Origin of the sequence: Bradyrhizobium sp. BRP56, assembly GCF_020194035.1 — a bacterium.
GTDB classification, from domain to species: domain Bacteria; phylum Pseudomonadota; class Alphaproteobacteria; order Rhizobiales; family Xanthobacteraceae; genus Bradyrhizobium; species Bradyrhizobium australafricanum.
The window spans coordinates 96,510-121,295 of record NZ_JADYVV010000001.1 but is presented as its reverse complement, the minus strand read 5'-3'; the positions used below and the strand labels follow the sequence as shown (position 1 = coordinate 121,295).

The 24,786-nt window shown below is 65.3% G+C and carries 21 protein-coding genes; 14 read left to right on the top strand and 7 right to left on the bottom strand.

All coding sequences use genetic code 11. The annotated features are described in order from the left end of the window. The first annotated feature begins 2 nt into the window (after positions 1 to 2). Together I6F38_RS00550 and I6F38_RS00545 are read left to right on the top strand one after the other, a co-directional pair. Positions 3 to 920 carry a DUF1932 domain-containing protein gene (locus tag I6F38_RS00550; protein ID WP_225158828.1) on the top strand — a complete coding sequence of 306 codons (918 nt, stop codon included), beginning with the start codon at positions 3 to 5 and terminating at the stop codon, positions 918 to 920. A gap of 85 nt (positions 921 to 1,005) precedes the next feature. After that, positions 1,006 to 1,788: an SDR family oxidoreductase gene (locus I6F38_RS00545; RefSeq protein WP_225158633.1), complete on the top strand. Its 783-nt coding sequence runs from the start codon at positions 1,006 to 1,008 to the stop codon at positions 1,786 to 1,788. Positions 1,789 to 2,069: 281 nt separating this feature from the next. Here I6F38_RS00545 and I6F38_RS00540 read toward each other — a convergent pair whose 3' ends face one another. Continuing rightward, entirely contained in the window at positions 2,070 to 2,873 is an 804-nt protein-coding gene (locus tag I6F38_RS00540) for an enoyl-CoA hydratase (RefSeq protein ID WP_225158632.1), read from the bottom strand. Between the two features lie 383 nt (positions 2,874 to 3,256). Between I6F38_RS00540 and I6F38_RS00535 the strand changes: the two genes are divergently transcribed. Then, positions 3,257 to 3,910, top strand: coding sequence for a PilZ domain-containing protein (locus I6F38_RS00535; protein WP_225158631.1), 654 nt, complete (start codon positions 3,257 to 3,259; stop codon positions 3,908 to 3,910). A 139-nt stretch (positions 3,911 to 4,049) separates the two neighbouring features. Here I6F38_RS00535 and I6F38_RS00530 read toward each other — a convergent pair whose 3' ends face one another. Beyond that, a complete protein-coding gene (locus tag I6F38_RS00530; protein WP_225158630.1) occupies positions 4,050 to 5,405 on the bottom strand; it encodes an adenylate/guanylate cyclase domain-containing protein in 1,356 nt (451 codons plus the stop codon). Between the two features lie 292 nt (positions 5,406 to 5,697). Next, a complete protein-coding gene (locus tag I6F38_RS00525; protein ID WP_092085941.1) occupies positions 5,698 to 6,402 on the bottom strand; it encodes a hypothetical protein in 705 nt (234 codons plus the stop codon). Positions 6,403 to 6,585: 183 nt separating this feature from the next. Here I6F38_RS00525 and I6F38_RS00520 point away from each other — a divergent pair, with 183 nt between their 5' ends. The 7 genes from I6F38_RS00520 to I6F38_RS00490 all read left to right on the top strand — a co-directional run bounded on the left by I6F38_RS00520 (position 6,586) and on the right by I6F38_RS00490 (position 14,501). Then, positions 6,586 to 7,206: a class I SAM-dependent methyltransferase gene (locus I6F38_RS00520; protein WP_225158629.1), complete on the top strand. Its 621-nt coding sequence runs from the start codon at positions 6,586 to 6,588 to the stop codon at positions 7,204 to 7,206. 23 nt (positions 7,207 to 7,229) lie between these two features. Next, positions 7,230 to 7,640, top strand: a complete 411-nt coding sequence (locus I6F38_RS00515) for a DOPA 4,5-dioxygenase family protein (RefSeq protein ID WP_225158628.1) — start codon at positions 7,230 to 7,232, stop codon at positions 7,638 to 7,640. Positions 7,641 to 7,786: 146 nt separating this feature from the next. Further along, the gene (locus tag I6F38_RS00510; protein ID WP_225158627.1) at positions 7,787 to 10,153 is read left to right on the top strand and encodes an EAL domain-containing protein; all 2,367 of its coding nucleotides are present in this window, start codon (positions 7,787 to 7,789) and stop codon (positions 10,151 to 10,153) included. Between the two features lie 261 nt (positions 10,154 to 10,414). Beyond that, on the top strand, positions 10,415 to 11,404 hold the full coding sequence (locus I6F38_RS00505; protein WP_225158626.1) for a DUF2778 domain-containing protein: 990 nt from the start codon (positions 10,415 to 10,417) through the stop codon (positions 11,402 to 11,404). 286 nt (positions 11,405 to 11,690) lie between these two features. Further along, entirely contained in the window at positions 11,691 to 12,740 is a 1,050-nt protein-coding gene (locus I6F38_RS00500; RefSeq protein ID WP_225158625.1) for an aromatic ring-hydroxylating dioxygenase subunit alpha, read from the top strand. 15 nt (positions 12,741 to 12,755) lie between these two features. Next, entirely contained in the window at positions 12,756 to 13,508 is a 753-nt protein-coding gene (locus tag I6F38_RS00495; protein WP_028338562.1) for a GntR family transcriptional regulator, read from the top strand. A 12-nt stretch (positions 13,509 to 13,520) separates the two neighbouring features. Continuing rightward, positions 13,521 to 14,501, top strand: a complete 981-nt coding sequence (locus I6F38_RS00490; protein WP_225158624.1) for a PDR/VanB family oxidoreductase — start codon at positions 13,521 to 13,523, stop codon at positions 14,499 to 14,501. A 31-nt stretch (positions 14,502 to 14,532) separates the two neighbouring features. On the opposite strand, the gene I6F38_RS00485 is transcribed toward I6F38_RS00490, so the two are convergent. Then, positions 14,533 to 16,494, bottom strand: coding sequence for an EAL domain-containing protein (locus I6F38_RS00485; RefSeq protein WP_225158623.1), 1,962 nt, complete (start codon positions 16,492 to 16,494; stop codon positions 14,533 to 14,535). Positions 16,495 to 16,760: 266 nt separating this feature from the next. On the opposite strand from I6F38_RS00485, the gene I6F38_RS00480 reads away from it, so the two are divergent. The 3 genes from I6F38_RS00480 to I6F38_RS00470 are packed head-to-tail and all read left to right on the top strand — an operon-like array spanning position 16,761 to position 21,020. Beyond that, positions 16,761 to 17,756, top strand: coding sequence for a VOC family protein (locus I6F38_RS00480; protein ID WP_225158622.1), 996 nt, complete (start codon positions 16,761 to 16,763; stop codon positions 17,754 to 17,756). Between the two features lies 1 nt (position 17,757). Beyond that, positions 17,758 to 19,347: a bifunctional 3-(3-hydroxy-phenyl)propionate/3-hydroxycinnamic acid hydroxylase gene (locus I6F38_RS00475; protein ID WP_225158621.1), complete on the top strand. Its 1,590-nt coding sequence runs from the start codon at positions 17,758 to 17,760 to the stop codon at positions 19,345 to 19,347. A 59-nt stretch (positions 19,348 to 19,406) separates the two neighbouring features. Continuing rightward, entirely contained in the window at positions 19,407 to 21,020 is a 1,614-nt protein-coding gene (locus tag I6F38_RS00470) for a choline dehydrogenase (RefSeq protein WP_225158620.1), read from the top strand. 181 nt (positions 21,021 to 21,201) lie between these two features. Here I6F38_RS00470 and hemE read toward each other — a convergent pair whose 3' ends face one another. After that, positions 21,202 to 22,248 (bottom strand): uroporphyrinogen decarboxylase, encoded by a 1,047-nt coding sequence (gene hemE / locus I6F38_RS00465; protein WP_225158619.1) that lies wholly within the window; start codon positions 22,246 to 22,248, stop codon positions 21,202 to 21,204. A gap of 123 nt (positions 22,249 to 22,371) precedes the next feature. Here hemE and I6F38_RS00460 point away from each other — a divergent pair, with 123 nt between their 5' ends. Then, positions 22,372 to 22,557 (top strand): hypothetical protein, encoded by a 186-nt coding sequence (locus tag I6F38_RS00460; protein ID WP_225158618.1) that lies wholly within the window; start codon positions 22,372 to 22,374, stop codon positions 22,555 to 22,557. Positions 22,558 to 22,675: 118 nt separating this feature from the next. Here the strand turns inward: I6F38_RS00460 and I6F38_RS00455 are convergent, their stop codons facing one another. Both I6F38_RS00455 and I6F38_RS00450 read right to left on the bottom strand, forming a co-directional pair. After that, positions 22,676 to 22,963, bottom strand: coding sequence for a PilZ domain-containing protein (locus I6F38_RS00455; RefSeq protein WP_225158617.1), 288 nt, complete (start codon positions 22,961 to 22,963; stop codon positions 22,676 to 22,678). Positions 22,964 to 23,115: 152 nt separating this feature from the next. Beyond that, positions 23,116 to 24,786: a pilus assembly protein TadG-related protein gene (locus I6F38_RS00450; protein WP_225158616.1), complete on the bottom strand. Its 1,671-nt coding sequence runs from the start codon at positions 24,784 to 24,786 to the stop codon at positions 23,116 to 23,118.

The following is a 24,786-nucleotide window of genomic DNA, read 5'->3' as shown; positions in this document are numbered from 1 at the left end:
CAATCTCCGGCGATCCGCGGCAATGGCAAATCGGCATGCTCGGCTATGGCGAGGTCGGCCGCATCCTTGCCGAGGATCTGCGCCAGCAGGGCGTGAGGGTTTCGGCCTACGACATCAAGCTTGACCGCGAACAGGGCGCGGCCCTGCGCGCGCACGCGGCGGAGATCGGCGTCGAGCTCGCGCAATCCCATGCCGATCTTGCGGCGCGGGCCGATTTCAACATCTCGGCGGTGACGGCGAGCCAGGCGGTGCCGGTTGCCGCGGCCTGCGCACCCGCAATCCGGAACGGCGCCTGGTTTCTCGATTTCAACTCGGCCTCGCCCGGCGCCAAGCAGCGCGCGGCGGCGCACATCGACGGCGCCGGTGGCCGCTATGTCGAGGGCGCAGTGATGACCTCGCTGCCGCCATACCGGATCAAGGTGCCGCTGCTGCTCGGCGGCCAAGGCGCGCGGGAGCTGGCGCCACTGCTGGTCGCGCTCGGTTTTGCCGCGAAGGTCGCAAGCGACGAGCTTGGCGTCTCCTCGGCAGTCAAGATGTGCCGCAGCATCATGATCAAGGGGCTGGAGGCCATGGTAATCGAGAGCTTCACCACCGCGCGCGCCTATGGCGTCGAGGATGCGGTGCTCGCCTCGCTCAAGGAGACCTTCCCAAGCATCGATTGGGAGAAGCAGGGCGCCTATTTCTTTCAGCGGGTGATCGAGCACGGCCGGCGGCGCGCCGAGGAGGTGCGCGAGGTGGCGGAGACCGTGCGCGAGGCCGGGCTGACGCCATGGTCTGCCTCCGGCACCGCCGAGCGGCAGGGCTGGATCGCCGATCTTGCCGATGAGGGCGTGTTCGGAGCCAAGGGAACGCCGGACTTCGCCCGCAGCGCCGACTGGCGTACCGAGGCCGACCGGATTCTCGCGCGCATCAAGTCGTAAGGTCTCGCCCGGAGAATCCGCCGCGTTCCCTGCCGACGCGCAATGCGCTATTGCTCCATGAACAGTTTGTTCTGGAGGCACTCCCATGAAGAATTCCGGCAAGGTCGTCGCCATCACGGGGGCGGCACGCGGCATCGGCAAGGCCTGCGCGGCGCGCTTCCTGTCCGACGGCGCCAGGGTCGTCATCTCGGATGTCGACGCTGCAGGGCTTGTCCACACCGCCCAGGAACTCGGACATATCGATCAGTTGCGGGCCGTCGAGGCCGACGTCAGCAGGCGCGCCGATGTCGATCGCATTGTCGCGACCGCGGTGAAGGAGTTCGGCCGGCTCGACGTCATGGTCAACAATGCCGGCGTCGCGCGCAACCGCGACTTCCTCGACATCAGCGAGGCCGAATTCGACGACGTGATGGGCATCAACCTCAAGGGCGCGTTCTTCGGCGTCCAGGCTGCGGCGCGCCAGATGATCGCGCAGGGCGGTGGCGGCGTCGTCGTCAACATGTCCTCGGTCAACGCGCTGCTCGCGATCCCCTCGCTCGCGACCTATGCGATGTCCAAGGGCGCGATGAAGCAGCTCACCTCGGTCGCCGCCGTGGCGCTGGCGCCGCACGGCATTCGCGTCGTGGCGGTCGGACCCGGCACGATCCTGACCGAGATGGTGGCGACGGCGATCTTCTCGTCCGAGGATGCGCGGCGCAGCGTGCTGTCGCGGACGCCGGCCGGCCGCTGCGGCGAGCCGAGCGAGGTCGCTGCCGTCGTGGCATTCCTGGCCAGCGACGATGCCTCCTACATCACCGGCCAGACCATCTATCCCGACGGCGGGCGGTTGATCCTGAACTACACGGTCCCGGTCAGCGAGAAGAAGTAGGGCAGGTTCAATCGCGAGCGCACTGCCAAAATATCGAAAACAACCCCATGCAAAGGAGCCGGCCGGCGGCCGGCCTTCGACCAGGCGACTTGACGCGTCGGGCAAATCGGGGCTATTATTCCATTATTCAGAAATCGTGCGATCGTCATCCGGCTCATCACCCGCGCATGCGCATGCGGGTGATTCAGTATTCCAGAGGCGGTCGTGCTTGAGCCGATGGGCCGCGGCGTACTGGTTCGCCCGGTTGAACCGGGCGATGACCGGTGAGGATGAGGACGTCGCTACCGGCCCTTGAACTGCGGCTTGCGCTTCTCCATGAAAGCATTGCGGCCTTCGCGGAAATCCGCGCTGTCCATGCATTCGATGCCGACCTGCTTGATCGCCGCCATGTCGCGGTCGGCTGGATCCTTCAGCACCTGCGCGATGGTGATCTTGGCGGCCTTGATCGCCAGCGGCGCGTTGCCGGAAATGGTGCGCGCGATCTCCATGGTTGCGTCCCAGAGCTCGGCGTCCGGCAGCACGCGATCGACGAGGCCGATCCGCAGCGCCTCGGCGGAATCGATCCGCATGCCCGTATACATGATCAGCCGCGCCCAGGACGGCCCGACCAGCGACACCAGATGGCGCAGCCCGTCATAGCCATAGGCGATGCCGAGCTTGGCGGCGGGTATGCCGAACTGGCCGCTCGAGCCGGAGATGCGGATATCGGTCAGCATCGCGACCTGCATGCCGCCGCCGAGGCAGAAGCCGCGGATGCAGGCGATGGTCGGCTTCGGATAGTCGGCGAGTAGGGCGCGCTGGGCGGCGCTGCGCCGTGAATATTCCTCGGAGGCCTCGGCGTTGTGCCTCGTCTTCTCGAACTGGCTGATATCGGCGCCCGATACGAACGCCTTGTCGCCGGCGCCGACGAGGATCACGACGCGGACGGCCGGATCGTCGCGCAACGCCGTCAGCGCCTCGCCGAGCCCCTCCCACATCTCCAGCGACATCGCATTGCGCTTGTCGGGATTGTTGAAGGTGATGACGCCGACGCCGTCGACGACGTCCTGCAGGATCTTGCCGTCGGCAAGCGATTTGTTTGACATGTTGAGCCTATGAGGGTCCGGACTGATCGAGCGAAGGCTAGCACCCGGCCGACAGCCGAGGCAGGCGGTTTGGAGCACGGCGCGATTGCATTGCCGGGTAGCAACTCTCCCGGTAGTTGTACGGTTCGCAAAATAAACTGCCGCGCAACGGTTGCGCCATAGAGTGCGCCGCCGGCGCTCCGTCCCGGTTTAACTTTTTCCTGGTTTTTCGACGGTATGGCTGTACGCACCTGCGCGCCAGGACCATTCGGCCACGCGCTGGAATGCGTGCCGCAGCTGCCCGCTACCATCGCGTCGGTAGCGGACTTCCCCACCCGGACCGGCAGTGAAGCCGGTCAATCCCGACCTCCGTGCATTCACATCGCCTCGGGCGAGGTTCAGTCGTGTCCGTCGAAAAGTTTCTCAAGCAACGCGCGGTCAAGATCACCGTCAACGGCAGCTACACGTTGCCGAACTGGTACGATGCCCAGGGCAAATTGCGCACCTTCGCCTGCCGCACCACGCGCGTCTCGCCGTTCCGGATGATCGTGGACGTGCCCGTCGTCGGCAAGGTCGGCGACCGGCTGACTTCGTATTTCGAGGAGTTCGGCAAGTTCGAGGGCTGCATCACCGACACGATGAGCGGCAGCTTCCTGCTCGAGCTCGAGATGACGCATGCCATGCGCGAGAAGTTCGCCGACAAGCTGACCTGGATCGAGAAGAAGCAAAAGGATCCGAGCATCCGCGAGGCGCGCAACAACCCGCGTTTCGTTCCGGTCGCGCCGCATGCCATGTTGACGCTGGCGGACGGCACCATGCAGAGCTGCTTCATCATCGATATGTCGCTGTCCGGCGCGGCGGTCTCCTCCGAGGCGCAGCCGCCGGTCGGCATGCCGCTGGCGATCGGCGCCTGCGTCGGGCGGGTGGTCCGGCATCTGCCGAACGGCTTCGCCATCAAGTTCGTCGAGACCTACAAGCAGAGCGAGCTGGCCCGCCTGATCTCGCGCAAATCCAAGGAATTGCAGGTGGTCTCGGTCGACGCGGACCCTGTCGCCTAGACTTGGGCGTGTACTCATAAATCTGGTACGCGCGCGCGGAGATAGCGAGGTCTGAGTTGTCCTCCAAAGCAGACATCGACGGACGCCTAAGTGAGTGTCCGCAACGGGCCAAGGCCGGACTCCCCCGCTGACTGGCCGTTCAATGATTACCCCCATCGATAACACGGAGCGCCGGTTGGCTAGCCGTGAGCGGCACGTTGTAGGTCATGATCGGCTGGGTGAGACCCTTCAACGAAAGTGCGCCAAGATGTTCAGTCGCTACGCTTCCTTTGAGAGCCACGTTGACGCGCTGGCTGAGCAGAATTTGGCCGTCCTTAGCCTCGCCGCACAGCCGTGCCGCCACATTGCACACGGTGCCAATCGCAGTATATCCGAAGCGCTCGGAAAATCCGATCTGGCCCAAGGTCGCGTAACCCTGGGCGATGCCGGCGCCAAATCCCAACTCGCGGCCTCGCTCGCGCCAGGCCGCGGTCAGCGACGACGCAGCCTCGCGCATCGCGACGGCCATATCGACCGCGCGCAGAGCCGGGTCGGGGATCGGTACGGGGTCGTTGAAGAACACCATGATCCCGTCGCCGGAGAACTGGTCGAGCGTCCCCTCGAACTGGCTGACGAGCGGCCCGAGCGCGCCGTGATACTCGCGCAGGAAATTCAACACCTCCTCTGGCTCGGCGGTCTCGGTGAATGCGGTATAGCCGCGCAAATCGCAGAACACGACCACGATCTCGCGGCGGTGGCTTTCGAGGATCTTCTCGTTTCCCTGCGAGACGATCAGTTCGGCCAGTTGTGGAGCGAGGAAGCGCTTCAGACGTCCGATGCGGCCCAATTCCTCGACTTGCTCGGCGACCCGCGCTTCGAGGCCCCGATTAAGCTCGGCTACTTGATCTGTGCGCTCCCGCAGTTCTTTGAGCAGCCGCGTGTTCTCGATGGCGATCACGGCTTGTGCCGCAAAATTTTCCAGCAACTCGACCTGCTTGTCGCTGAATTCTTGCACCTCCTTGCGGTAGACGGCAAAGGCGCCGACAAGCTTGCTCTCTTTGAGCATCGGCACAATCAGAACGGTGCGGGCTGCGGCGACCTTGTAGATCAGATCGTCGGGATGCTCGGTGGCAATATCGGCAATGTGAACCAGCGCCTTGGTTTCGACGAGGCGCCCCAGCGAAGGCGCCCCATCAAACGGCGCGATGAAGTGTGGCGGCGTTTCTTGGTCGGGCGCATACGATTGCGGCACGTTTTGCGCGGCCATTCGCGCTACCCGCCGCAACCTGTCGCCTTCGTATAGGAGCAGCGTCCCAAAACTGGCGCTGCAGATGCGCACGGCATTTTTCAGCATGGCCTCGAACACCGGCCCAAGCTCGCCAGGCGAACTGGCGATGACCTTCAATATCTCGGCCGTAGCCGCTTGCTGCTCGCGGGCCTCCTGCAACTCTTTGGTCACATCGGAGATCGGAGAAATGCGGCGCTTATTTTTAATGGGCTTTTTGTGGTCGCCCATAGAGTTCGCCTTGCGGGTTTTCGCCGCGCTCCTCTTGCCTCTCGTTTTTGACGGCCGCGCCATATCTTACCCTGGGGGTCAGGAGGCGCATCTTATAGGGTCAGGCCACAATTCTGGAAGGGCGGGTATAGCCAGAATTATCCCTTGCCAAATGGCCAGGCCGATGTCGGCTCCGGGTCAGAAGGCGACATCCGCGTGGTCGGGGTCGCGAGTCCGCTTTACCTCTCGAAAGCGGACATCCCGGATTTATGAGTACGCACCTTGGTCTGCGGCCGCGCGTCCGATCCGCGCATTACGTCAGCTCGTCCGGATCTTCGGCCGCGCGCATCCGCGAGATGGTGTCCTCGGTTGCATTTGGACCGGCCGCCGCGATCGCGATCTCGCGCGCCAAATTGGTGCATTCGGCCCACATCAGGAAGAACACCAGCGGCGGTCGTTCGCGCGCTTCCAGCAGTTGCCGGCAGCGCTCGGCCGCGCCGTCGATCGCCCACCACTGTTGGGCGACCACCATGACCCTGCGGAAGCTCCGCAACGTGCCGGAAAATTTTTGCGGATCCGCGCCCACGAGCGCGCCGCAATGGTTCAGCCAGTTCAGGCCAGCGTAGATCGCAATCCCGTAGTCTTCGATCGCGGTGCCGGTGAAATCGACGACGGTCTTGTCGTGCGCGCGCTGGCGCAGGAAAGCATCGATCATCTCCGCCTGGCGGGCCGGATCGACCAGCAGCGAGATGTCCTGCCGCGGCACCATCGGGACATAGCGCATCGCCTCGAGCCGCGTGTGCTCCCAGATCGCGCTGATGTCGCCGAGCAGATCGCCGGACTTGCGTTTGCAGGCCGGATAGACCAGCACGCCATTGTCGGCGAGATCGAGATAGCGCGGGACCACCTTGTCGAGCGCGGCGAGAAACGCCGCCGGATCGCTGAGGCCACGCAAATCGCTGGCGGCGTCCTCCGCTTGTGCAGGCTTGTTGCCGCGTGTCCAGCCGAAATTGGCCATCCCCGGACGCCCCGATCTCAACCCGGCTATCAGGTTAGTTGGAAAATGCGGCGAAGCAAATGCGGCATTTGCTGCTGCGCCGCCGTGCGTGCCCGCCGCTGCCGGTTGACGCGAGAGACCGCCGCGCCTAGCTGATGGTTAATGGCGCAACGCAGGTTGTTGCCGCTTTCGGGACCTATCGCCATGACCGCTTCTGATCGGCAATCGCATTGGCAGACCGTCTATCTGACCAAGGGAGAGCAGCAGGTGAGTTGGTCGCAGGCCGATCCGCAGCCATCGCTGCGTCTGATCGAATCGATCGCACCGGGCCGCGACGCGTCGATCATCGACATCGGCGGCGGGGCCTCGCGCCTCGTCGATGCGTTGCTTGCGGGCGGTTTCCACGATCTGACGGTGCTCGACCTCTCCGAAGCGGCGCTGGCGAGCGCGCGGGAACGGATCGGCGCACCGGGCGATAAGGTGCGCTGGGTTGCTGATGATGCGACGGTCTGGCAGCCGCAGCGAGCCTTCGACATCTGGCACGATCGTGCCGCGTTCCATTTCCTCGTCGATGAGACGGATCGCGCGGCCTATCTCGACCGGCTGCATCGCGGCGTCAAAGCAGGCGGCCACGCCGTGATCGGCACCTTCGCGCTGGACGGCCCGGAGAAGTGCAGCGGCCTGCCGGTGCAGCGCTATGATCCCGTGACGATCAGCAGGACCATTGGTCCGGCATTCGAGTTGATCGCGCATGAGGCGCACCGGCACGTCACGCCCTGGGGCGCGACGCAGTCGTTCCAGTTCAGTGTGCTGCGGCGCAAGTGACCGGCCGCGGAGGGAGAGGTGAGATGACGGACGCGCCACGGATGATCGGCGAGATCGCGAGCTACCACGCCCATGTCTATTACGACCCCGCGGCCAGCCGGGGCGAGGCGGAACGGCTGCGCAACTGGATCGGCGAGCGCTTTCTGGTCACGCTCGGACGCTGGCACGACGTCAAGGTCGGCCCGCACGATCAGGCGATGTATCAGGTGGCGTTTGCGGCCGAGCTGTTTCCGACCCTGGTGCCGTGGCTGATGCTGAACCACGGCAGCCTGAGCATCCTGGTCCATCCCAACACCACCAATCCGCGCCGCGACCACCACGACGATCCGCTCTGGATCGGCACGCCGCTCGCCGTCCACGCCGACAAGCTGCCCGAAGAGGCGGAGATGGAGCAGGCGCCGGCGCCGAACACGTCGCCGACATTGCACCCGTGAGCGTCATCGCCGGTCGCCGGGGTGCGTAAAGTTTGACGCAATAGTGCTGCAGCCAAGTCGTTTCAAACTCATCGGGTTTTGCAACGTGAGGTTAAGTCACGGTTCCTACGCTTACCCGATAAATTTCAGGGTCGGGCGCATTGGGCATGTTCTTTTCGTTTCGAAGCCGGTCGTTGTGGCGGGTGGTGGGACCGCTGCTGGCCATCGTGTTGCTGCTGGGCGGCCTGTCGGCGGGCAGCCTGCAGGTGATGTCCGCGGTCAGGGCCTATGTGGCCGGCGAAAGCATGTGGTCGAAGGGGCAGAAGGACGCCATCCACTACCTGCAGACCTATGTCAGCACCGGTGCGCCGCTTTATCTGCAGAAGTTCGATGCCGCGATCGCGGTGCCGCTGGCCGATCGCACGGCGCGGCGCGCGCTGGAAGCGCCGGGCAACAATGACGCCGTGGCGAGGGCCGGCTTCGCCAGGGCAGGCAATCATGATGACGACATCGGCGGCCTGATCTGGCTGTTCAAATATTTCCGCACGATGCACCACGTGGCCGGCGCGGTGACGGCATGGCGCAATTCGGATGCGCTGCTCGATCAGCTGATTGAAATCCGGAACGAGGCGGCGAGCGACGTCGCGCTGCACGATCCGTCGGCTGCGACCATCCGGCACTGGGCCGAACGGATCGGTACGGTGGACGCCGCGTTGAGCACGCTCGCCGTCGATTTCTCCGACCATCTGGGCAAGGCGTCGCGTCAGGTCTCCGCGCTGCTGCTGCTGGTCAACCTCGTGATCGCGGCCTGCCTTGCCGCCATCGTGCTGGTCCACACGCGGCGGATGCTGTGGCGGCGCTGGCTTGCCGAGACCGCGCTCGCGGTCGAGAAGGAGCGCGCCCAGCTCACGCTGGCGTCGATCGGCGATGCCGTCATCGTGACGACGCAGGACGATCGGGTCGACTACATGAACGCCGCCGCGCAGCGGCTCATCGCGGCAGGGCAGGAGGTGACGGGACGGCCGCTGGCGTCGCTGTTCAACATTGCCGAACAGCCGGTGCGCGGATCGTTCGACGCCGACGACGAAAGCCGGCCGCAGCTCCTGGTGCGGCCGGACCACTCCAGCGTGCCGGTCTCGGTGGTCGAGACCCCGATCGTGCATGCCGGCGAACCGGCCGGCCGCGTCATGATCATTCACGACATGACCGCCGAGCGGCGGCTGGTCGAGGAATTGGCGTGGGCTGCCTCGCATGACGCGCTCACCGGCCTTGCCAACCGGCGGCAGTTCGAGTTCGAACTGCACAAGGCGATGTCGGGCTCGCCGGCCGTCGGCGCCGACCTGATGCTGATCGATCTCGATCAGTTCAAGATCGTCAACGACACCTGCGGCCACATGGCGGGCGACCGGTTGCTGAAGCAGGTGGCAAGGCTGCTGGCGACCGAAGTCGGCGGCAGCGGCCTCGTCGCGCGTCTTGGCGGCGACGAGTTCGGCATTCTGCTGCGTGACGACGGCTCCGCGACGCACGACGTCGCTGCGGACGTTGCGGAGCGGGTCAGGGCGGTGATCGAGCAGTCGAACTTCATTTATGAGGGGTCGAGCTTCCGGATCAGCGCGAGCATCGGCCTGGTCGGGCTGGCCGACAGCGCCGGTGTGCAGGACGCGTTGCGGCTTGCCGACGTTGCCTGTTTCCTTGCCAAGGACAAGGGACGCAATCGCGTCCAGGAGCACCGCCCGTCCGACACCGGCATGGCCGTGCGCGTTGCCGAGATGAGCTGGGTCAATCGCATTCGCAAGGGACTGGATGAGGGACGCTTCTGTCTCTACGAGCAGGAGATCCGCCCGGTGAACGGCGTGCTGAAGGGCAACGACCGGCGCGAGCTCTTGCTGCGCCTGCGCGACGAGAGCGGCGCGCTGGTGCCGCCCGGCAGTTTCCTGCCCGCCGCCGAACGCTACGGGCTGATGCCGCTGATCGACCGCTGGGTGGTTCGCCGCGCCTTCGAGATCATCGCCGAGCGCAAGCACCAGCCGCGCAAGATTGCCAGCTACGCCATCAACCTGTCCGGCGCCACCATCGGCGACGGCGACTTCGTCGACTTCGTCGCCGGGCTGTTCGCGCAGCTTGACGTTTCGCCGGCATGGGTGTGTTTCGAGATCACCGAGACCAGCGCAATCTCGAACCTCGACGAGGCGCAGAAGTTCATCGCGCGGCTGCGCGAGATCGGCTGCAGCTTCTCGCTCGACGATTTCGGCACCGGCATGTCCTCGATCGCCTATCTGAAGCACCTGCCGGTCGACATCATCAAGATCGACGGTTCGTTCGTGAAGGAGATCCTGAACAGCAAGGTCGATCGGGCGATGGTCGAGATGATCACCAAGACCGCGAAGATCATGCAGAAGCAGGTGGTCGCGGAGTTCGTCGAGAACCTCGCGATCCTGGACGAGCTGCGCCAGATCGGGGTCGATTACGCCCAAGGTTACGCCATCGGGAAGCCGGTCCCGGTGCTCACCCTCTGGGAAGAAAAGATCGCCTGATCCGCCGAAATCGTCCCGAATCGGGACATTCTCGGTCAATTCAGCCCGCCCAAGGCTGATTCTCTGGCACTTTCCATCCGAAAAACGTTTAAAAAACCTCTCGTTGTCCGCTTTGTCTCGATTATGCCTTACTCTAATTCCCTGATATGATGAGTGATCGGTGAATCCCGGTGGGCCGGGTAACAGGCCCCAGAGCACCGAACTTGGGGATTGATGGGTCAACGAACGACGAAACCTGCCCGGCGTAAGTCGAGCCGCGGCATGTCTCTGGTGGGCAGCACGGCGTTTGCCGTGAGCGCGCTTGCCCTGTCGTCTGGCCTTGCCGCCTGGATGGTCGGCATCGACCCCACCGCTTGGCTTCACGGTCCGGCGCTCGCCAACACCTCAGCCTCGCTGAACTTCGACGATCGCTTCGGCTCGCGCTCCACGATCAATTCGGCCTCACTCTATTATCCACTGCGCCGCGGGTTCCGTTCGAGCCGCGGCGATTTCAATTCCGAGTTCGGCCAGATCGAGGACGCGCTGTCCGGCCAGCTGCGCGACACGCAGACCGAACTGCCGACCAGCCAGTCGGCGACGGCGTCCGTCGCCGCCACGACCACAGCGACGACGTCCACCGTGCCGATGCCGCGGTCGCGGCCGGCTGAGGCCAATCTGCTTGCGCGTAACGATCAACCGCCACCGCCACAGGCGCCGGTGCAGCAGGGCGACAACCGGACGTTCCTGCAGAAGATTGCCGACATGATGCCGGGCAAGATGCAGCTGGCCTCGCTCGATCCGAATGATGGATTGTTGTCCGGTCCGAGCCCCGACCTCGGCAAGCTCGGTTATGACAGCACGACGGCGGTCTACGACATCACCGGCCGCATCGTGTACATGCCCGACGGCACCAAGTTCGAGGCGCATTCAGGCCTCGGCAATCTGCTCGACGACCCGGCGCATGTGAATGCCCGCAACGCAGGCGCGACGCCGCCCGGCATCTATGAGATGAAGCCGCGCGAGAAGCTGTTCCACGGCGTGCCCGCGCTGCGCATGACCCCGGTCGATGGCAGCGACACGTTCGGGCGCGTTGGCCTCTTGGTCCACAGCTACATGCTCGGACCGAATGGCGACTCCAACGGCTGCATCTCGGTCAAGCACTACGACAAGTTCCTGCAGGCCTACCGCAGCGGCACGATCAAGCGCATCGCCGTCGTCATCAACATCAAGGATGTTCAGTCGGCCTCGACCCGCGCGGCGTCGAACTCGTAGGCCGCGCGCCGGCGCCTCCGGCAAATTGCGCAGGCTCTTGCAGAGTCCAACCTTCGATCCGCTGACCGCCTCCAGCGCGGCCTGGCTGTTTCTTCCATCGTCTCGGAAAATCGCACCACGTTGTCGCCAGCTCTCCCTCGAGGCGGCGCCGACACTGTTTCCCCACCGGATATGGCGCATTTATGTATACTGTGTGCCGGATAATAATACCTTTATATCGGATTATTGCCGCGCCTCTGGACATAATGTATACATGCCGTATTCATTCATGCTGAGAGGCGGACCAGTGCCAAAACCCTTTCCAATGAACGCATGGTACGCGGCCGGCTGGGATGCCGAGATCAAGCACGCGCTGTTGCCGCGGACGATCTGCGGAAAGCATGTCGTGATGTACCGGAAGGGCGACGGCGAGGTGGTGGCGCTGGAGGATGCCTGCTGGCACCGCCTCGTGCCGCTCTCCAAGGGCCGGCTCGATGGCGATGCCGTGGTCTGCGGCTATCACGGCTTGAAATACAATGCGCAGGGCCGCTGTACCTTCATGCCCTCGCAGGAGACGATCAATCCGTCGGCCTGCGTCCGCGCCTATCCCGTCGTCGAGCGCCATCGCTTCATCTGGCTCTGGATGGGCGATCCCGCACTGGCCGATCCCGCGCTGGTGCCGGACATGCACTGGAATCACGATCCGGCCTGGGCCGGCGACGGCAAGACCATTCACGTCAAATGCGACTATCGCCTCGTTGTCGACAATCTGATGGACCTGACGCACGAGACCTTCGTGCACGGCTCGAGCATCGGCAATGATGCGGTCGCCGAGGCGCCGTTCGACGTCACCCATGGCGAGAAGACGGTCACCGTGACGCGCTGGATGAAGGGCATCGAGGCGCCGCCGTTCTGGGCCAAGCAGCTGCAGAAGCCGGGCCCGGTCGATCGCTGGCAGATCATCCGCTTCGAAGCGCCGTGCACCGTCAACATCGACGTCGGCGTCGCGCCGGCCGGTTCGGGCGCGCCGGAGGGCGATCGTTCGCAGGGCGTCAACGGCTATGTGCTGAACACGATCACGCCCGAGACCGAGAAGACCTGCCATTATTTCTGGGTCTTCGTCCGCAATCACCGCATCACCGAGCAGCGGCTGACTAGCGAAATCCGCGACGGTGTCGCCGGCATCTTCCATGAGGATGAGATCATCCTGGAAGCGCAGCAGCGCGCGATGGACGAGAATCCGGACCGGGTGTTCTACAATCTCAACATCGACGCCGGCGCAATGTGGGCGCGGCGCGTCATCGACCGCATGGTGGCGAAGGAAAATCCGCCGCAGCAGCTGCAGGCTGCCGAGTAGGCGAGGGGCGAGCCCATGGCGGAACGCGAAGCCGATCGTTCAGTGTCGCAGACCGTGCGGGCGCAGCTTGCGCTGCGCGACCTCGTTCTCTCCGGCGGCCTGCGGCCCGGCGAGCGGATCTCGGAGCTGCAGGCGGTCGAGTTCACCGGGGTGTCGCGCACGCCGGTGCGGATGGCGCTGGTCCGGCTGGAGGAGGAAGGCCTGCTGGAGGCGATCCCTTCCGGCGGCTTCATGGTCAAGGCATTTTCCGAGCGGGACATTCTCGATTCGATCGAGCTGCGCGGCACGCTGGAGGGCCTGGCCGCGCGCTTCGCCGCCGAGCGCGGCGTCTCGTCGCGCGATCTCGAGCCGCTGAAGGAATGCCTCAACGAGATCGACGGTCTGGTGCGGCAGGATCCGATTTCGGTCGAAGCCTTTTCGTCCTATGTCGCGCTCAACGCGCGCTTCCACGCGTTGCTCACCGAGCTGTCGCGCAGCCCGCCGCTGATCCGGCAGATCGACCGCGCCTCGGCGCTGCCATTCGCCTCGCCGAGCGGCTTCGTGATGGCGCAATCGGCCTTGCCCGAGGCGCGCCAGATCCTGCTGATCGCGCAGGATCACCATCGCATTGTGGTCGACGCCATCGAGAACCGCGAGGGCGCGCGCGCCGAGGCGATCATGCGCGAGCACGCAAGGCTTGCGGCACGCAATCTGCGGCTGGCGCTGCGCAACCGCAGCCATCTCGATCTGCTGCCGGCGCTGGCGCTGATCAATTCGGCAGCCGGCTGAGCGGAGAACGCCATGCGATTCATCGAGACCTGGACATCCGCCACGCTGCTCGCCGTGCGCGACCTCACGCCCGGCATCCGAGAATTCCTGCTGCGGCCGGACAACTTTACGGGTGCGCCCTATCCGGTCGGCAGCCATATCGATGTCGGCGTCACCATCGAAGGCCAGCCGCAGACCCGCTCCTATTCGCTGGTCGGCGAAGTCGATCCGCAGGGCTACCGGATCGCAGTTCGGCGCGCAGCGGATTCCCGCGGCGGCTCGCGCTACATGTGGTCGCTCGCGCCGGGCGTGCGGCTCACCATCACGCTGCCGAGCTCGCTGGTGCAGCTCGACTGGACGCGGCGGCAGTTCTGCCTGATCGCGGGCGGCATCGGCATCACGCCGATCGTCGGTGCGGCACAGGCGCTGACCCGCCGCGACGCCGGCGTGACGCTGCACTATGCCGTGCGCACGCGCGGCGATGCGGTCTATCTCGAACCGCTTGAGCGTGCGCTCGGCGACCGCCTCACCGTTCATGCCGGCGACGAAGGCAGGCGGCTCGACCTCGGCGGCGTCTTTGCGGCGCTGCCGCAGGACACGATGACGCTGTTCTGCGGCCCGATGCGGATGCTGGACGCGGCGCGGCGCGCCTGGGAGGCATCCGGCCGCCCGCTCTCCGATTTGCGCTACGAGACCTTTGGATCGAGCGGGCTGCTGCCGAGCGAGCCGTTCCGCGTGCGGCTCAGTGGTGAAGGGACCGAGCTCGTCATCCCGCGCGACCGGTCGATGCTGGACGTGCTCAACGAAGCCGGTCATGAGGTGATGAGTGACTGCCGGCGCGGTGAATGCGGGGTCTGCGCGCTCGATGTGGTCGATGTCGACGGCGAGATCGATCATCGCGACGTCTTCTTCAGTGACCATCAGAAGCGGGAGAGCCGCAAGATCTGCGCCTGCGTGTCGCGCGCCCGCGGCACCATCACGGTCGACACCCTGCATCGGTCGGACGCGCTTTGACGAGCCGATCGGCGCGGACATTCGATCGGCGTTACGCCGCGTGCACCGAGTGCTGCGGATCGTGATCGAGCAGTGCGGAGATATCGCTGCCTGACATCGGCCGCCCGATCAGATAGCCCTGGACCTCGTCGCAACTGGTCTGGCGGAGATATTCGAGCTGATCCGCGGTCTCGACGCCTTCGGCCACGACGCCGATCTGCAGCTCCTGCGCGAGGCCGATCACCGATTTGACGATCGCGGCGCAGTCCGGCTGGGTCAGCATGTCCCGGATGAAGGATTGATCGATCTTGATGCGGCTGAACGGCAGCTTGCGCAGATAGGTCAGCGACGAGAAGCCGGTGCCGAAATCGTCGAGCGCGACCGTCAGGCCGAGCTCGAGCAGCGCGTGCAGGATCGCGGGCGCCGATCCGTATTTCGAGATCAGCATCGACTCGGTGATCTCGATCTCGAGACGGTTCGGCGCGACGTTCGCCTCGGCCAGAGCGTCGACGATCGTCTGCAGGATGCCGACGTTCTGGAATTGGACCGCGGAGAAATTGACCGCGATCCGGATGTCGTCCGGCCAGCGCGACAGCATCGTGCAGGCGCGGCGGATCACCCACTCGCCGAGCTGGTGGATCAGACCGCTTTCCTCGGCGATCGGGATGAAGACGGTGGGCGGAATCAGGCCGCGCGTCGGATGCTGCCAGCGCAGCAGGGCCTCGAAGCCGGTGACGCGGCCTTTGCGGATGTCGAGGAACGGCTGGTAGACCAGAAACAGCTCGTCCGCCTCGATCGCGTGCTCGAGATCCCGCTGCAAGGCGCGGCGGTCGCGCGCCGACCGGTCGTCGCTGGCCTCAAAGAAGCAGATGGTGCCGGGTGCGGATTTCTTCGCCCGGTAAAGCGCGATGTCGACATGCTTGAGCAGGTCGTGGGACGTGCTGCCGTCCCGCGGCGCCAGCACGATGCCGATGCTGATCGTGCGGTTGACCTCCAGCCCATCGATCGGGAACGGCTCGGCAAAGGCCGCCACGAACCGTTCGGCGATCGCAAACGCATCCTCGGGCCGCGTCAGATTAGACATGATCAGGGCGAACTCGTCGCCGCCGATCCGTGCGACATGTTCGGCCGCGCGCGTGCAGCGCTGCAGCCGGGCCGCCACCTGGACCAGGAACTCGTCGCCCGCCGGATGGCCGAACCTGTCGTTGACCTCCTTGAAGCGATCGAGATCGAGCAGCAGCACCGCGAATTCCTCGCCCGATCGCGCCAGCCGGTTCAGTGCGCCGTTGAGCGCTTCATTGAAGGCGACGCGGTTCGGCAGATGCGTCAGCGGATCCTGCCTCACCGTCCGCTCGGCCTCGTGCTGGGCGATGATCCGCCGCCTGAACTCGAACGCGTTGACGAACACGCCGCGCAGCAGCACCGAACCATAGACCAGCACCAGCACGGCCATCAGGAGGTAGACGAAATCGCCGTCCCGGCCGAGGCAGATCGCGGTGCCGACGAAGATCGGTGCGGTGAACGCAATCGCGGCGATCGGGATGGTGGAGAATGCGAAGGCGCCGCCGGCCAGCATTCCGGCGCACAGGCAGGTGATGACGAGCTGGGCGCCGCTCGATGCGTTCGCGAAGAAGGCGACGGGGACGACGCCCCAGGCCGTCCCGAGCGCCAGCGCATTGCGCACCAGCCGGTACATGGTTCGGCGCGACACGAATTGCGGCTTGGCGATGCGGCGTGATGCCCGCGCCTGCAAGCCGAAGAACAGCGCCGCGCTGCCCACGGCGACCGCCCACACCAGCGCAAAGGCCCAGTCCGGCGATTGCCACAGCGCAATCGCCAGCACCAGCGCGTTGCAGGCGTTGGCCAGCATGATGCCGAACGAATAGCCGAGCACCAGCGAGACCTGTTCGGCGCGGATGTGGCCGGCAAGCGCTTCATCCGTCGGTGGTGCACCGAAGGCCGCGAGGTCGCCCGCGAACAGGGTCGCGAAATATGATCTCAGATGGGTACGCATCACTACGTTGCCTGCCCGGTTTGGCCATGGCGCCGTGGCGAAGAATTCTCTGCAAACCTTTGACAAACTATGAACTATTGGAACGGACCGTGCCGCGGCGGGCCGCTCCTTCGGTTCCACCGGCAGGCATTGCTAACAAATCGATACAAATGCGTGACGCGAGGTCACGGAGCGGCGAAGCTCGCCGCGCGCCGCGCTGCTTGATCCCCCGCGGGTTTTTCGCAATGAGTCGGGTTCCCGCGAACGGCAAAAACCAGAAGGTGTGCATGAGCCTCCCGACCACGAACCACGATCCCGGGTTTCGTATCACGCGGGCCAGCCATGTCGTCCTGACCGTTCGTGATCTCGCGGCGAGCCGGCAGTTCTACGAAAAGGTGATCGGGCTGATCCTGACCGCGGAGGAGGGCGGCGCACTCTATTTCCGCGGCGTCGAGGAGGCCTGTCATCACAGCCTTGTGTTGCGCAAAGGCGAGGGCGCCGCCTGCGCACGGCTCGGCCTGCGGGTCTTTCAGGACGATGACCTCGACCGGCTCAAGGCCTTCTTCGAAGCGCAGGGATGCCGGGCCGCCTGGGCCGAAGTGCCGCATCAGGGCCGCACCCTGCATGCGACCGATCCGGCCGGCACGCCGCTGGAGTTCTGCGCGACCATGCCGGTCGAGCCGCGCATGATCACCAAATTCACCCGCCATGCCGGCGGCTCGGCGCTGCGGCTCGATCACTACCAGGTCCTGACGCCCGAAGTGCGCAAGGCGTGCGAGTTCTACACCGCGGCAGGGTTTCGGCTCAGCGAGTATATCGCGCCGGCTGATACCTTCGACCTGCGCGGCGTGTTCCTGCAGCGCAAGGGCAATCCGCACGACATCGTGTTCTTCAACGGTGCCGGACCGCGGCTGCATCATTTCGCGTTTCTCGCGCCCGAGGTTCATCATCTGCTCAACGCCTGCGATGTTGCCGGCGAACTCGGCTATGGCGCGGCCGTTGAACGCGGCCCCGGGCGCCATGGGCCGGGACACGCGATGTGTGTCTACATGCGCGATCCCGACGGGCACCGCGTCGAGCTGTTCAACACGCACTACCAGATCATGGACATCGAGAACGAGCCGGTCGGCTGGGATCCGTCCGACCACACGATCGCGTTCCCGTGGGGGCTGCCGGCGCGGCAGGCCTGGTTCGAGGAGGCGACACCGTTCGAAGGTGTCGCGATCCGCGAGCCGCAAATGAAGCCGAAGCCGCTGACGCTCGAGAGCTACCTCGCGAAGTAGCATGTCATTGTCAGCAGATAATCCCATCCATGACGTGGCCATCGTCGGCCTCGGGCCGGTCGGTGCCATCTTCGCCAACCTGCTCGCGAAATCCGGCTTGCGCGTTGCGGTCGTCGAGCGCATTGCCGACATCTACGACAAGCCGCGCGCGATCACGCTCGACCACGAGGCGCTGCGCGTGCTGCAGGCGATCGGGCTCGGCGATTTCATGGAGCAGGCGATCGCCCCGCATAACGGCTCGCACTATCTCGGCGTCGACGGCGAGATCATCAAGATCTTCGATCCGATGCCGCCGCCGTTTCCGCTCGGCTGGATTCCGAACGTGACCTTCGTGCAGCCGGACGTCGAGCAGGCGCTGCGCGACAAGCTCGCCGACTATCCGCATGCCGACATTTTCCTTGCGGCCACGGGCGTGGCGCTGCAGCAGGACGATGGCGCGGTGATGCTGACGGCGCGCCGCGAGTCCGGCGAGGAGTTCCTGATCCGCGCGCGCTATCTGGTCGGCTGCGACGGCGCCAACAGCTTCGTCCGCAAGCAGCTCGGCATCGGCCTCGACGACCTCGCCTTCGATGAATGGTGGATGGTGGTCGACACGCTGACCAGCGATCCCGCCAAGCGGCCGGCCAGGAGCTTTCAGTATTGCTGGCCGTCGCGTCCCGGCACCTTCGTGCCGGGCCCGCGCAATTTGCGGCGCTGGGAGATCAAGCTGCTGCCCGGCGAGGACCCCGAGGCGGCCGGCGCGCCCGACAACGTCGTGAGGCTGCTCAAGGGTTTTACCGATATCTCGGACCTCACGGTCTGGCGCTCGGCGGTCTATCGCTTTCACGCGCTGCTCGGCCGGCGCTGGCGCGACCGCCGCGTGCTGCTGATGGGCGATGCCGTGCACCAGACGCCGCCGTTCCTCGGGCAAGGGCTGTGCGCGGGTATCCGCGATGCGGTGAACCTGGCCTGGAAGTTGCGGCTGGTTCTTCGTGGCGACGCCGGCAATGCGCTGCTCGACAGTTACGAAATCGAGCGCAAGCCGCATGTCCGCGCCGTCGTCGCCAGCGCCAAGGAATTCGGCAAGATCATCGGCGAGCTCGATCCGGTGGCCGCCGTCGAACGCGACATGCGGCTGCGCGCCGACCTGAAGGCCGGCAAGGCCGAAACCATCAGGCAGAAATTCATCCCCGATCTCGTCTCCGGCCTGATCGCGCGCGATGCCGCGCTTGCCGGGCGGCTGTTCGTGCAGCCGCATGTGCGCGCGGCAGATGGGCGGACGTGCCGGCTCGACGATCTGCTGCAGCCGGAATTCGCGATCGTGACGACGGCGGCGGAGCCGATGGCGTGGCTGTCGGATGCGTCCGCTGCCGCCTGGCAGCGTCTGTCAGGCGAGCGCGTCGTCATCGCCACGTCAGGCGAAACTGCCGTTCGAGGCGATATCCTGACTGTGGTCGAGCACGACGGGCTGTTCGCTGACTGGATGCGGCAACATGGCGCCGCGGCGGTCATCGTGCGGCCCGACCGCTACGTCTTCGGCGCCGCAGGCGGCGCCGATGAGCTCAATATGCTTGTCGGGCAACTGCTCCAGAACCTCAGCGCAGGGCACTAGCCTTTTCAAGGCTGCGCTTTGTCTGTACCACCGGAAGAAAGAAATTCCGGGGGGAACCAGTGAACAACAATAATGATGCGGCGGAGTATGATTACGTCATCGTCGGCGCCGGCTCGGCCGGTTGCGTGCTCGCCAACCGCCTGAGCGCCGACGGCAAGCACTCGGTGCTGCTGCTCGAGGCCGGACCGAAGGACAGCAACATCTGGATCCATGTGCCGCTCGGCTACGGCAAGCTGTTCAAGGAAAAATCCGTCAACTGGATGTACCAGACCGAGCCCGAGCCGGGCCTGAACGGGCGGCAGGTGTTTCAGCCGCGCGGCAAGGTGCTCGGCGGCTCCAGCTCGATCAACGGCCTGCTCTATGTGCGCGGCCAGCATGAGGACTATGACCGCTGGCGCCAGCGCGGCAATGCCGGCTGGGGCTATGACGACGTCTTGCCCTATTTCAGGAAGGCGGAGGATCAGCAGCGCGGCTCCAACACCTATCACGGCGCCGGCGGCCCGCTGCCGGTGTCGGATTGGCGGCATCATGATCCGCTGTCGGAGGCCTTCGTGCATGCCGCAGCCGAAGTCGGCATTCCCACCAATCCGGATTTCAACGGCGCGACCCAGGAGGGCGCGGGCTTCTTCCAGACCACGACGCGGCGCGGCCGGCGCGCCTCGACAGCGCGGTCCTATCTGCGGCCGGCGTTGACGCGCGGCAATCTTCATGTCGAGACCTCGGCGCTGGCGCAGCGCATCCTGTTCGACGGCAAGCGCGCGAGCGGCGTCGCCTACAAGCAGGATGGGCAATTGCGCAAGGCCAAGGCGCGCAAGGAGGTGTTGGTATCGAGCGGTGCGTACAACTCGCCGCAATTGTTGCAGCTCTCCGGCGTCGGCCCCGCCGATCTGTTGAAGCAGCACGGCATCGACATCGTGCTCGATGCGCCGGGCGTCGGCAACGATCTGCAGGATCACATGCAGGTCCGCATCGTCACGCGCTGCGCGCAAACCGTCACGCTGAACGACGTCATCAATCATCCCGTGCGCCGCGTCATGGCGGGCCTCCGCTATGCGGCGCTGCGCAAGGGGCCGTTGACGATCGCCGCCGGCACCTCCGGTGCGTTCTTCAAGACCAGCCCGCGGCTGGCCTCGCCCGACATTCAGATCCACTTCCTGCCGTTCTCGACCGACAAGATGGGCGAGCAACTGCATTCGTTCTCGGGCTTCACGGCCTCGGTCTGCCAGCTGCGTCCGGAGAGCCGCGGTTCGCTGAAGATCAGAAGCGCGGACCCGGGCGTGCCGCCGGAAATCCGCATCAACTATCTGGCGACCGAGACCGATCGCCGCGCCTTCATCGACGGCATCCGCATCCTGCGCAAGATCCTGGCCGCGCCGGCGCTGAAATCCTATTCAGTGGGCGAGGTCGATCCCGGCGCCACGGTGGTCAGCGACGACGACCTGCTCGATTTCTGCCGGCGCACCGGCAGCACGGTCTATCATCCGACCTCGACCTGCCGGATGGGCAACGATCCGCTCGCGGTGGTCGACCAGCGGCTCAAGGTGCGCGGCATCGAAGGTCTGCGCGTGGTCGATGCGTCCGTCATGCCGGACCTGATGTCGGGCAATACCAATGCGCCGACGATCATGATCGCGGAGAAGGCATCCGACATGATTTTGGAGGATGCGCGGTAGGACGCCATCCGTCATCCTGAGGAGCGCGTAGCGCGTCTCGAAGGATGCACGGCCCCGCTCTGACGGCTCGGAAAGCTCCGGGCCGTCGACCCTTCGAGACGCGCGCAAGAGCGCGCTCCTCCAGCGACAAAAGGCGAAGCCTTTGCGCGGGGGTGACGGTGATAGAGTGGGCTGCAAGGCCTCAGCCCTTATACGCGCGCACGCGTGCGACCATCTGCTCGACATGGGCGATCGGCGTCTCGGGGAGGATGCCGTGGCCGAGATTGAAGATCATCCGCCCCTTGCCGAAGTTCTCCAGTACATCGTCCACCGCGCGGTCGAGCGCGGCGCCGCCGGCAATCAGGGCCAGCGGATCGAGATTGCCCTGCACCGCGACGCGGCTCTGCACGCGCTCGCGGATCATCGACGGCTCGGTGGCCCAATCGATCGAGACCGCGTCGACGCCGGTTTGCTCGACATAGGCCGGCAGCATGCCTGCCGCGCCGCGCGGGAAGCCGATGATCCTCGCATCGGGGACCTGCTTGCGCACCCCGGCCACGATGCGCCGGGTCGGCTCGATCGCCCAGCGGGCGAACTCGCGCGGTGGCAGCACGCCGGCCCAGGTGTCGAAGATCTGCAGGCAGTCGGCGCCAGCCTTCAACTGGCCGACGAGATAGTGGATCGAGTTCTCGACCAGCACGTCGATGATCTTGGCGAACGCATCCGGATGGCGGTAGGCAAGCATCCGCGCGGGTGCCTGGTCCGGCGTGCCCTGTCCGGCCACCATGTAGGTCGCAACCGTCCACGGCGCGCCGCAGAAGCCGATCAGTGCGATCTCGGGGGCGAGTTCGCGACGGACGCGGCGCAGTGCTTCAAAAACCGGCTCGAGCTGGTCGAAATTGGCATGGGTCGCCAACGTCGCGATCTCGCCGGGCGTTGCCAGCGGATCGAGCCGCGGTCCTTCGCCGGCCTCGAAGCGCACCGAGCGGCCGAGCGCGTAGGGGATTACCAGGATGTCGGAGAAGATGATCGCGGCGTTGAAGTTGAACCGGCGGATCGGCTGCAGCGTGACCTCGGCGGCGAATTCGGGCGTGAAGCAGAGATCGAGGAAGCCGCCGGCCTTGGCGCGCAGCTCGCGATATTCCGGCAGATAGCGGCCGGCCTGGCGCATCATCCAGAGCGGCGGCGCGGCCTGCCGGTGGCCCGACAGCACGTCGATGAGCGGCTTCTTGGTGGGATCCTGGGGCACGCGGATAGTTCCTGATCACGGTCAAAATTTGCGCCCCTGATACACGCTGCAGCGCAATGGGCCAAGGCGGTTCTGGAACCCCTTTTTGCGCGGCCGCGTTGTCTTCCCGAATGGAGGGACGACATGGCCGACAAATTCGATCCTGCCCCGCACGACAAGTATGCCGAGAAGCCGCACGAGGCGCAGGCTGCCGACCGCAAGGCTCGCACCCGGCTGAAGGAGGGGCTCGAGGATACCTTCCCGGCCTCCGATCCGGTCAGCGCCACGCAGCCCGCGCCGTCGAAGCACGACGGCGATCGGGACAATTAGCTGGTATATCCCAGCGGCTGCTAACCACGATGCCACCTGAGTTCAATATGTGGCGAACTGCCGCGGAGCGATGGCTCGGAGCACGGGGCCGTCCGCGCACCGTGATTGCCGGGATAAACTAGACGGGGCCGCTTGCGGGGCACTGCATCCGGTCAGATTCGAAGCTCACGCCGAGCCGCCGCTCCAGGCGCCAGGCCACAATGCAGTGCCGCCGGATCGGTTCGCTCGCGATCTCGAGCTCGAATGCGAGCGGGATTGCGACGTCGCTTTCCACGGCGAGCCCCGCGCCGCCGGTCGAGAGGTTGAGCACAAGACATCCGACACTGCTGTTGCGGAAGAAGATCGTCCCGCGCTTCAGCAGGATCGTTCGTTGGCTGTCGGTCTTGTATCTTATCGTCGTGCTCACGGCAGTCTCCTACCCCCGATGTGATGCCCGTCGCGATCGGTCCCCTCAAGCGCGATGGTCGCGCTTTCGCTTCTTGTTTGAGCATGATCTCCGCGCAAACGCTTTGCGTTTGTCGCAAGGGAAAACCGCTTCGCACTTTTCCGCATCATGCTCTAGTTCACCAGCACGGCGCCGTCGCAGCGAATGCCCAGCACCCAAACGTCGACCTGGCCGAGCCCGATGCCGAGCGTCGCGAGCAGCGACGCCAGCACCTGATCGACTGAACTCGTCACGCCATTCAGGATGCTCATGACGAGCGCCCCCAATCCCGGGATCGGCAGCCCGAGCGGGCCGAGATTGATGGTCAGCGAGAGGTCGCCGAGCAGACTTCCTGTCAGCGACGAAAGGAAGTTGGTCGTCGTCACCGTCTTCTTGGTGCCCGACTGGATGTCGCTGTAACTGAAATTGACATTGGTCGGCGTGGTGTTGCCCATGCCGGCATGGGCGAGGCCGGTGACGGTGGCGAGACCAAGGTTGACCAGTGTCGCCGGCGGCGGATTGGGCTTGGTCGTGAAGTTGGTCATGTCGGCGACCGTGACGTTGCCGATCCACGCATCCACGATCCCTGGCGTCACGCCGATCGTGACCTGCGAGGTGTTGATGTTGGGGTGGCCGCAGGACACCGCATTGAGCGTCGCGGTGCCCGAGGCGACCTCGACATAGACCGGGAGATTGATCGCAGACACGGTGCCGGAGCCGAGCACATTGATCGTCGCCAGGATCCTGGTCTGCGCGGTGTGGACGCTCACACCCTGGGTGCCGATCGCGATCCAGCTCGATCCGACCGGGCGCTCGCCGATCGTTGCGATCACGGAGACGTTGGCGATGCCGGGCAGGCCGAGGTTGATCGAGGTTGCGATCTGATGGTTGCCGTTGGCGATCTGCGCCACCGTGGAAATCAGGTCGAACACCGAAACGCTGGCGCCGACCTTGGGTTTCTGTCCCACCGTGAGATTGGCGAAGGGACCGAGGTCGACCAGCGTGCCCGGCGAAATCTTGGTGGTGGAGCCGGTGACGGCCTGGGAGATCGTCGACAGCGCTGTAGTCGCCGCGTTGGCGCCGTTGGTGATCTGCTGGGTGGTCAGCGCGGACGCGACGATGTCGCCGATCTTGATGTTGCTGCTCAGCAGGTCGCTATAGGTGACGCCGGTCAGGTTGACCCGGGTCGCCAGTGCCGACAGGAAGTCCAGTGCGTCGATCTTCGCGCTGATCAGCGCATTGTAGTCCATCACCGAGAGCGACAGCGTGGTGCCGAGCATCGAGCCGAGCAGCGCATTGAGCGCGCCGCCGTTGACCGAGAGCAGCCTCGACCCGATCGCGAACGAGGCCATTTCGGTCGATGTCGCGGTGGCGGTCGTCTTGATGGTGAAGCTGCTCGCGCCGGTGAGATAGCGCGCGAAGTAGAGCGGGGTCTGGGTATTCAGCGTGACCCGCGCGGCGTTGGGAGTGCCGACCGCCGGGGTCACGAAACGGGCCTGCGGCGCGATGGCGCTGTTTGCGGTGTAGGTTCCTGTCTCGACCTTGACCAGCGCACTGGCCGGGTACTTGTTCTGCGTCACCGTCGCGGTGGCGGCGTTGACCGGATTGTTCAGGTTGGCGGCGGCGACGATCGCGGCGAGATCGGCGGTGCTCTGCGTCTTGCGCCGGTCGGCGAAGATCGTGCCGAGATCGATGGCGAGCCCGGCGCACCCGATCAGGAGCGTCATCAGGCCGGCGCTGATCATCGCGAAGTTTCCTCGTTCGTCGGCGCCGAAGCGCCGCATCAGCATGAGGACGCCTCTCAT

Excerpts from the sequence above, each read along its gene's own strand:
- I6F38_RS00545 (WP_225158633.1), top strand. The coding sequence starts at position 1,006 with ATGAAGAATTCCGGCAAGGTCGTCGCCATCACGGGGGCGGCACGCGGC.
- I6F38_RS00540 (WP_225158632.1), bottom strand. The coding sequence starts at position 2,873 with ATGTCAAACAAATCGCTTGCCGACGGCAAGATCCTGCAGGACGTCGTC.
- I6F38_RS00530 (WP_225158630.1), bottom strand. The coding sequence starts at position 5,405 with ATGGGCGACCACAAAAAGCCCATTAAAAATAAGCGCCGCATTTCTCCG.
- I6F38_RS00525 (WP_092085941.1), bottom strand. The coding sequence starts at position 6,402 with ATGGCCAATTTCGGCTGGACACGCGGCAACAAGCCTGCACAAGCGGAG.
- I6F38_RS00520 (WP_225158629.1), top strand. The coding sequence starts at position 6,586 with ATGACCGCTTCTGATCGGCAATCGCATTGGCAGACCGTCTATCTGACC.
- I6F38_RS00515 (WP_225158628.1), top strand. The coding sequence starts at position 7,230 with ATGACGGACGCGCCACGGATGATCGGCGAGATCGCGAGCTACCACGCC.
- I6F38_RS00510 (WP_225158627.1), top strand. The coding sequence starts at position 7,787 with ATGTTCTTTTCGTTTCGAAGCCGGTCGTTGTGGCGGGTGGTGGGACCG.
- I6F38_RS00505 (WP_225158626.1), top strand. The coding sequence starts at position 10,415 with ATGTCTCTGGTGGGCAGCACGGCGTTTGCCGTGAGCGCGCTTGCCCTG.
- I6F38_RS00495 (WP_028338562.1), top strand. The coding sequence starts at position 12,756 with ATGGCGGAACGCGAAGCCGATCGTTCAGTGTCGCAGACCGTGCGGGCG.
- I6F38_RS00490 (WP_225158624.1), top strand. The coding sequence starts at position 13,521 with ATGCGATTCATCGAGACCTGGACATCCGCCACGCTGCTCGCCGTGCGC.
- I6F38_RS00485 (WP_225158623.1), bottom strand. The coding sequence starts at position 16,494 with ATGCGTACCCATCTGAGATCATATTTCGCGACCCTGTTCGCGGGCGAC.
- I6F38_RS00480 (WP_225158622.1), top strand. The coding sequence starts at position 16,761 with ATGAGCCTCCCGACCACGAACCACGATCCCGGGTTTCGTATCACGCGG.
- I6F38_RS00475 (WP_225158621.1), top strand. The coding sequence starts at position 17,758 with ATGTCATTGTCAGCAGATAATCCCATCCATGACGTGGCCATCGTCGGC.
- I6F38_RS00460 (WP_225158618.1), top strand. The coding sequence starts at position 22,372 with ATGGCCGACAAATTCGATCCTGCCCCGCACGACAAGTATGCCGAGAAG.
- I6F38_RS00450 (WP_225158616.1), bottom strand. The coding sequence starts at position 24,786 with ATGAGAGGCGTCCTCATGCTGATGCGGCGCTTCGGCGCCGACGAACGA.